General features: G+C 67.3%; 5 protein-coding genes. 4 read left to right on the top strand and 1 reads right to left on the bottom strand.

Annotated elements, in window-relative coordinates; all coding sequences use genetic code 11:
* Positions 1-562 precede the first annotated feature (562 nt).
* Entirely contained in the window at positions 563-1,855 is a 1,293-nt protein-coding gene (locus tag MJ783_RS20845; RefSeq protein WP_239312977.1) for a helix-turn-helix domain-containing protein, read from the bottom strand.
* An 839-nt stretch (positions 1,856-2,694) separates the two neighbouring features.
* Here MJ783_RS20845 and MJ783_RS20840 point away from each other — a divergent pair.
* The 4 genes from MJ783_RS20840 to MJ783_RS20825 all read left to right on the top strand — a co-directional run.
* A complete protein-coding gene (locus tag MJ783_RS20840) occupies positions 2,695-4,521 on the top strand; it encodes a fatty acyl-AMP ligase (RefSeq protein WP_239312974.1) in 1,827 nt (608 codons plus the stop codon).
* Positions 4,522-4,658: 137 nt separating this feature from the next.
* The gene (locus tag MJ783_RS20835) at positions 4,659-5,510 is read left to right on the top strand and encodes an acyl-CoA desaturase (protein WP_370651746.1); all 852 of its coding nucleotides are present in this window, start codon (positions 4,659-4,661) and stop codon (positions 5,508-5,510) included.
* 18 nt (positions 5,511-5,528) lie between these two features.
* Positions 5,529-6,527, top strand: a complete 999-nt coding sequence (locus tag MJ783_RS20830) for an acyl-CoA desaturase (protein WP_239312970.1) — start codon at positions 5,529-5,531, stop codon at positions 6,525-6,527.
* Positions 6,514-6,797: acyl carrier protein (locus MJ783_RS20825; RefSeq protein ID WP_239312968.1), on the top strand; the 284-nt coding region annotated here is incomplete at its 3' end. The genes MJ783_RS20830 and MJ783_RS20825, both read left to right, overlap by 14 nt.

The following is a 6,797-nucleotide window of genomic DNA, read 5'->3' as shown; positions in this document are numbered from 1 at the left end:
CTTAGTGGCTCCGCCGGCCGTGCTGTCGGCTGACGATATGCCCCGGTGGCCTTCCGTATTATTCCACTCTGATCGGTGATCTCGCTACCGCCGCCGCGGGCCGTGGCCGATAGCGGGGGTGACGTCAGGCACTCCATCGGCATCGGGCACTACCACGCCCGCGGGAACGATGTGCGGCGAAGCCACTCAGAGCGTGTGTGAGATCGGGCTTTCGATCAGTGAGCCGCGGCCAGGTGCCCCCTGGCAAGGCGGAAGGCCGAAGCGATGCCGGATGAGTTGTCTCGGTGTGGCCGACAACGCGGCCAGGGGCGCCTGGGCGCGGCGAGCCGGAATGACGATTTCACACACGCTCCCAGGTGAGACCCCCGCGTCGTAAGCTCCATCCCAAGACTCCGACGCGGGGGTCTCGTCATCTCACGGGACAGCGAAGGCGCATAGTTCAATTCCAGGCTGTGCCTTCCGCGCGGGCTCTCGCCCATCCCGCCACCGGTGACGCGCCGGGCACCGCCACGATGGCCGTTCCCGAGGCCGGCGGCGGTGGCGTGCGTGGCCGGACGGCCCGTCAGCGAGACCCGGCCCAAGGGGTGAGATCACCGAAGGACGGGCAGCGCGGGACCATGGAGCGGCGCTGGAGCTGGAACGCCTCCAGGGCCAGGGACAGCTCGACCAGATCCCGGGGAATGGTCAGTGAGCGCAGGGTGAGCCGTTCGAGTCGCCGTAGCCGGTTCAGCACGGTGTTCCGATGACAGCACAGCGCGGTCGCGGCCTGCGCTGCCGAGCCGTCCGAGCGTAACCAGACCGCGAACGTGTTCAGCAGCAGATCCCGGCTCACCGGGTCGAGGCCCAGCACCGGTGCCAGCACAAGAACCTTCAGCTCGTGCGCGAGGTCCGGCTGGGCGGTCAGAATCGCGGCCGGGAGCTGCTCCTCCAGAATGGCGAGACCATGGGGGAGGGTCCGGGAGGCCAGTTCCGCGAGCCGGCGGGCCCGGCCGAGCGTGGCCAGCCCCGTCACCGCCATGCTCACGCCGGTCCGGAAACCGTCGTTCGTGGGCAGGCGGCCGGCCAGGGACGGTACCGGCAGCGTCCCGAGCACCGCCACGCCGACCGCGCTCTCCCCGTACAGCCGCCAGATCAGCCGGGCGGTACCCGCGCGTACCGGCAGATCGACGGGGTCGAGGATCGGCCCGCCCTCGGTTGGGCGCCGCACGATGACCGCGTAGCGGCCTTGCTCGGGCATGGCGAAGGATCTGGCGACCGCGGCGATGGTGCTGGCGTCGGTTGCCCCGTTGAGCAGGGCATCGAGCAGGACGTCGGCGGTCTGCGCGCGCAGCAGCTCCATCTCGGTCGCACGCAGGGCGGCCAGCGCCGCGGCGGCATGCTCGTCAACGATGTCCCACAGATCGTCGAGCAGCGCGGCGGCCCGGGGGAGGGGCACATCGGCCTCGACGGTCCACCGCGTCAGCGCGTTGGCGACCGCTTTGCCAGCAAGCTCGTATGCCCGCCGCACAGCCTTGCCCGACATCCCCTGCCGGCCGCAGCGCTCACCGACCCTGCGCGGCCAGTCCAGCAGTTTATCCCTTTTATCTGTTTTATCCGCGGGGATGCGTAGCGCCGCCAGGGCGTTCTCGATGGATTTTCCGATCATCGGGGCTGGCTCCTGGGGCAGGATGCTTTCGTCGTAGTACGCCGGCTCCGCGGCAGGCAGCGAGGCGGCGACAACCTCCGCGAGCTCGGGCAGGCGCGCTTTCAGCGCGTGCAGCGCGCGCTCCTGCAGCGATGCGACGTCCTCCCCTGCCGCCTCCTGCTCCCACCCAGCCGGCGTGAACACCGTCGGAGGCAACGGGTCGGTTGGCATGTATCCGCTCCTTATCGGCAGGACGCGACCACGCACACGATCACACGTCGTCGTACGGCAGGAAAGGCTGGGACCGCTTGTGGCGCGCTGACATCCGCAGGCCTGTCGCCCCGCCGGATGGATTTATGAAGGTATCGACTTCATCGGGAAAACGGCAGACCATCCACGCGCACGCCATGATTTTACGCTCTGTTTTTGTGCATGGTGATCCGATCAGTCAACCAGGCGGAACCCAAAGGGCGGCGTCCGCCTGTTATGCAACCGAGTCCGCCCGCCCAGCGGGATGGTACGGAGTTCCGGGCCCCTGGCGGCCCCGTGGCGTGGCAGCGAAATCCGGCGGCGATCAGGAAGCGGCTGGACTCGGTGAACATTATCCAACAGGGGATGGGGCCCGGCCCGGCCTCCGCGCGCCGGGGACGGCGTGACGGTGGCAGCCACGACGGTGGCATGCGGATCGAGGAGGCCAGCGCATCGAAGCATGACAGAAACAGGCTCTTGTTGCGGAGCGTACCAATTATTACGGAAAGTAATTTTAAGGTGTCGGAGCAGGTATCGGTCATCGCTGGGCTGCCAGCGTCTGGCGCGGTGAATGATTGATGATCTTATCGTCGCGCACGATCGACCCAGCTGATTCCCGCCGTCCCAGCGTCGGATTGTGTCCGCGCACAATTGGATCGGCTCTCCTTGTTCCCTGGCACATCATGTGCGGGATTCGTGTGGACTTGAATCGCAGGCATTGACGTCCGATCGAGGCACATGGCATGATTTTATTTAATTTCCAGATCTAAAAATTTCGGGGAGTCGACTTGGAGCCTGCTGTTTGCTGGCCAGGTGCCTCGTTGAGTGAAATCCTTACAGCTCGTGCCCGGCAACAACCACGTCTCGCGTTTCGTTTCCTGCCGGACGGTAGTGGTGACAACGCCGTCGACTGGACCTATCAGGACCTGGCCGTACACGCCGGAGTGCTGGCCGAGAAACTGCGGCGTGACGGGCTCACAGGTCATCGGGTGATGCTCGCGCTCGATCCGGGGCTGCATTATATTGCCGCGCTGTTCGGCATTTTCGCCGCGGGCGCGACGGCGGTGCCGTCATTCCCGCCCACCGGGCGCCGAGCGACCGATCGCTTCCTGTCGATTATCAGGGACTGCGCACCTGACGCGGTTATCACCGACGCGCGGTTCGCGGGGCGGACGGACGTTCTCACCGCCAGGCTTCCGCCGGCCACAACCCGCCCGGTGTGGCTGTTCGTCGAGGACACGGTCGCCATGCCGCACGGATCAGCCCGACCGGGCGCGGCAGCGGACCGCACCGTCACGGACGGTGCGGATCTTCCCAGTCTCGGTGCCGGCCCGGCGACACCCGCGCTGCTGCAGTACACCTCCGGTTCGACCGGCCAGCCCAAGGGCATCGTGCTGACCCACGCGAACCTGGTCAGCAACTGCCGGACGCTCGAAGCCAACACGGGGGCTGACCCGGAGCGGGTTGGCTGCTCGTGGCTGCCGCCCTACCATGACATGGGCCTGATGGGAACGATCATGCTGGCTCTGCACGGCGGCTGGCCACTTGTCATGCTTTCGCCAGCGCACTTCGTGCAACGGCCCTACCGGTGGCTCAAGGCGATCACCGACAATAAGGTGACCATCTCTGTCGGCCCGAACTTCGCGTTCGACCTGTGCGCTGAGACAGTCACCGACGACGAGCTGGCAACGCTGGACCTCAGCTCGCTGCGGCAGGTCTTCTGCGGCTCGGAGCCAGTTTCCCGGGCCACTCTCGATCGGTTCCGGGACCGGTTCTCCGGCTGCGGCTACCGGGAGTCCGTGCTCATTCCCTGTTACGGCATGGCTGAGGCGACTTTGTTTGTTTCGGGCCGGGCCGCGGGCAGCACGGTCCGCACCGAATGGCTCGACCGGGATGCGCTCGAGCACGGGCACGCCCGCCTGCTCAGCGCGGCTGACAGGAATGCCGCGGCGATCGTGAGCTGTGGTGTGGTCGCGGAAGGCCATGAGGTCGTCATCGTTAGTCCGGAAACCATGCGGCCTTTGTCCGCCGGCCGCGTGGGCGAAATCTGGATACACGGCCCGAACGTCGCTGCCGGGTACCTCGGCCAGCCCGAGCGGACCGCTGACACATTCGCCGCCCGGCTGGCCTCCTCGGCTCCGCCGGCTGATACCTCCGAGCGCCGCTACCTGCGTACCGGCGACCTCGGATTCCTGCTCGACGGCGAGCTGTTCATCACCGGTCGAATCAAGGATGTGATCGTCATCGCCGGACGTAACCTCTATCCCCAGGACATCGAAAGCTCTGTGCGCGGGGCACACCCCGCACTGCGGCGTGCCGCGGCCTTCTCCATGGACGATGACGGTGATACCGGAACCGAACGGCTCGTTATCGTCGCCGAGATCCGGGGGACAGCGCGACAGGCTGCCGCGCTGGCTGCGGAGATCCGCGACACGGTGGTAGCGGCCGTGACGGCCGACCACGGCGTCCGGCCTGCCGACGTCCAGCTCGGCCCGGTCGGTGTCATCCCCGTCACCACCAGCGGGAAGATCCGGCGCGACGCCACCCGGTCGGCGTACCGCCAGGGGCTGCTGGCCACGGCCACGGCCACGGCCGGCCACGGACCAGGCCGCGAGCCCATCCCGGCTGTGACGGGATGCCCGGCATGACCTCCTGTACCGACACCGCGGCGGCCGTCCGGCCGCTGCCCGCCGGGGCTACCGGGGCTACCGGGGCTACCGGGACGCGGATCATCGCTCCCGGATCAGCCGGTACCGGTCCGGACACCGACGCCCTCGCCCGCAGAATGGCCTACGTCACCGTCGGGCTGCCGGCCCTCGGCGTGGTCGCGGCGATCGTCTTCGCCATCCGGTACGGGTTCACCTGGACCGACCTCGGACTGCTCGCCGGCATGTACCTGGTGACGGCGTTGGGGGTGGAGGGCGGCCTGCACCGTTTCTTCTCCCACCGCGCCTTCAGCGCGGGGCCGGCGCTGACCAGCTTCCTGGGGGTCGCCGGCAGCATGGCGGCGCAGGGACCGATCCTGTTCTGGGTCGCCACCCACCGGATCCACCACGCGTTCACCGACCGGGACGGCGACCCGCATTCCCCTCGCCCGATCGGCGACGGTCGCCTCGCCCGGCTGCGCGGCCTGTGGCACGGCCATGTCGGCTGGCTGTTCACGATCCGCCGGGCCAACTGGAGCAGGAACGTGCCGGACCTGCTGCGGGACCGGCTCGTCATGAGACTGAACCGGTACTATTTCGGCTGGATCGTTCTCGGCCTTGCGCTGCCGGCACTGATCGGGGGCCTTGTCGACGGCCCACGCGGCGCCGTCGGGGGGCTTCTGTGGGGCGGGCTCGCCCGGATTTTCCTGCTTGACCAGGTGACTTGGGGAGTCAACTCCCTCGGCCACACGCTGGGCCGTCGACCCAATCCGACTCGGGACAACAGCCGCAACATCTCGCTGCTCTCTCCTTTCTCCGTCGGTGGCTCCTGGCACAACAACCACCATGCCCAGCCGGCCCTGGCCCAGACCCGGCACACCCGCTGGCAGCTCGACATCGCCGGGCTGTTCATCCAGCTGCTCGATGTCGCAGGTCTTGCCCGGGATGTGCGGTATCCGAAGAAATCCGGTCCGCGCGGAGATTCCGAGTAGATATTTAGGGGGACTGCCATGTCCTCGGCTACGGCCGAACCGCTCGCCGCGGGCATCGTGAAGCTCGACCCGGCCAGCCGGCGCATCAAACGGGTGACCGCGTTCACCATGATGGCGCTGCCTGGACTCGGTTGTGTCGCCGCGATCTACCTGCTGGCCAGCGGAATGTACGCGACGATCGACCTGGTGCTGTTCGCCGCGTTGTACTTCGTGCATATGGGTGGCATTACCATCGGTTTTCATCGCTATCTCGCCCACAAGACGTTCAAAACATCGCGGTTCTTCGAGGCGATCCTGCTGATCAGTGGTTCGATGGGCGGGCAGGGGCCGATCATGTACTGGGTCACCACCCATCGCCGGCATCACCGGTTCAGCGACGGACCGGGCGATCCGCACACCCCGAACCTGCATGGCGAAGGTGTCCGCAACAAGCTGCGTGGACTCTGGCACGCGCACATGCCGTGGATGCTCAGCGACGAGAGCTCCAGCTGGAGCCTGTGGGCGCCCGATATCATGCGCGACCGCCGGCTGTTCTTCTACCACCGGACCTACCAGCTCTGGATGCTGGCTGGCCTGCTCCTGCCGGCACTCATCGGGTTCGCCGCCGGCCGGACCGCCATGTCGGCACTGACCGGCCTCGTCTTTGGTGGCCTTGCCCGGATGTTCGTGGCGAACCAGGCCGCCTGGTGCGTCGGATCGATTTCCCACATGATCGGCGGCCGGCCATTCGACAACGGCGACCGCAGCGCCAACAACTGGCCGGTAGCCCTCGTCACCTTCGGAGAGGGACTGCAGAACAACCATCACGCGTTCCCGGGCTCCTATCGGCATGGCGTCCGTGCCTGGGAGCCAGATCTGAGCGGCTGGACGCTGGCCCTGCTCGGCAGCGCCGGCGTCGTCTGGGACCTGCGGTCTCCGGACAGAGCGACCATCGCGGCGAAACGGCAGGCAGCCGTCCGGCGCCGCGCGACACAACACGAATTGGACAGGAGCATGAAGATCCGTGTTCGGACGTAGGAAAACCAGCTCGGTACCCACCGGCCCGCTGACCGAGGAGTCGATCCGGCAGTGGCTGATCGGGGAGCTCGCACGGCGGATCGACACGCCAGCCGACCAGATTGACACCCGCAAGCCGTTCGAAGCGTACGGGCTCGACTCACGGGTCGCTGTTCAGGTCTCCGGGTCACTGGAAAAGATCGTCGAAAGGCGGTTGTCGCCCGGCCTGCTCTATGAGCACCCGACCATCGACGACCTGAGCGGTTATCTGGCCACGGAGCTACGCCTCGC

Origin of the sequence: Protofrankia sp. Cj3 (assembly GCF_917627355.1) — a bacterium.
Taxonomy (GTDB): domain Bacteria; phylum Actinomycetota; class Actinomycetes; order Frankiales; family Frankiaceae; genus Protofrankia.
The sequence above is the reverse complement of the archived record's forward strand: the minus strand, read 5'-3'. Positions and strand labels throughout refer to the sequence as shown.

What these genes read in the sequence shown, in the direction of transcription:
- MJ783_RS20835 (WP_370651746.1), top strand. Translation starts at nt 4,659, where the DNA reads ATGGCCTACGTCACCGTCGGGCTGCCGGCCCTCGGCGTGGTCGCGGCG.
- MJ783_RS20845 (WP_239312977.1), bottom strand. Translation starts at nt 1,855, where the DNA reads ATGCCAACCGACCCGTTGCCTCCGACGGTGTTCACGCCGGCTGGGTGG.
- MJ783_RS20830 (WP_239312970.1), top strand. Translation starts at nt 5,529, where the DNA reads ATGTCCTCGGCTACGGCCGAACCGCTCGCCGCGGGCATCGTGAAGCTC.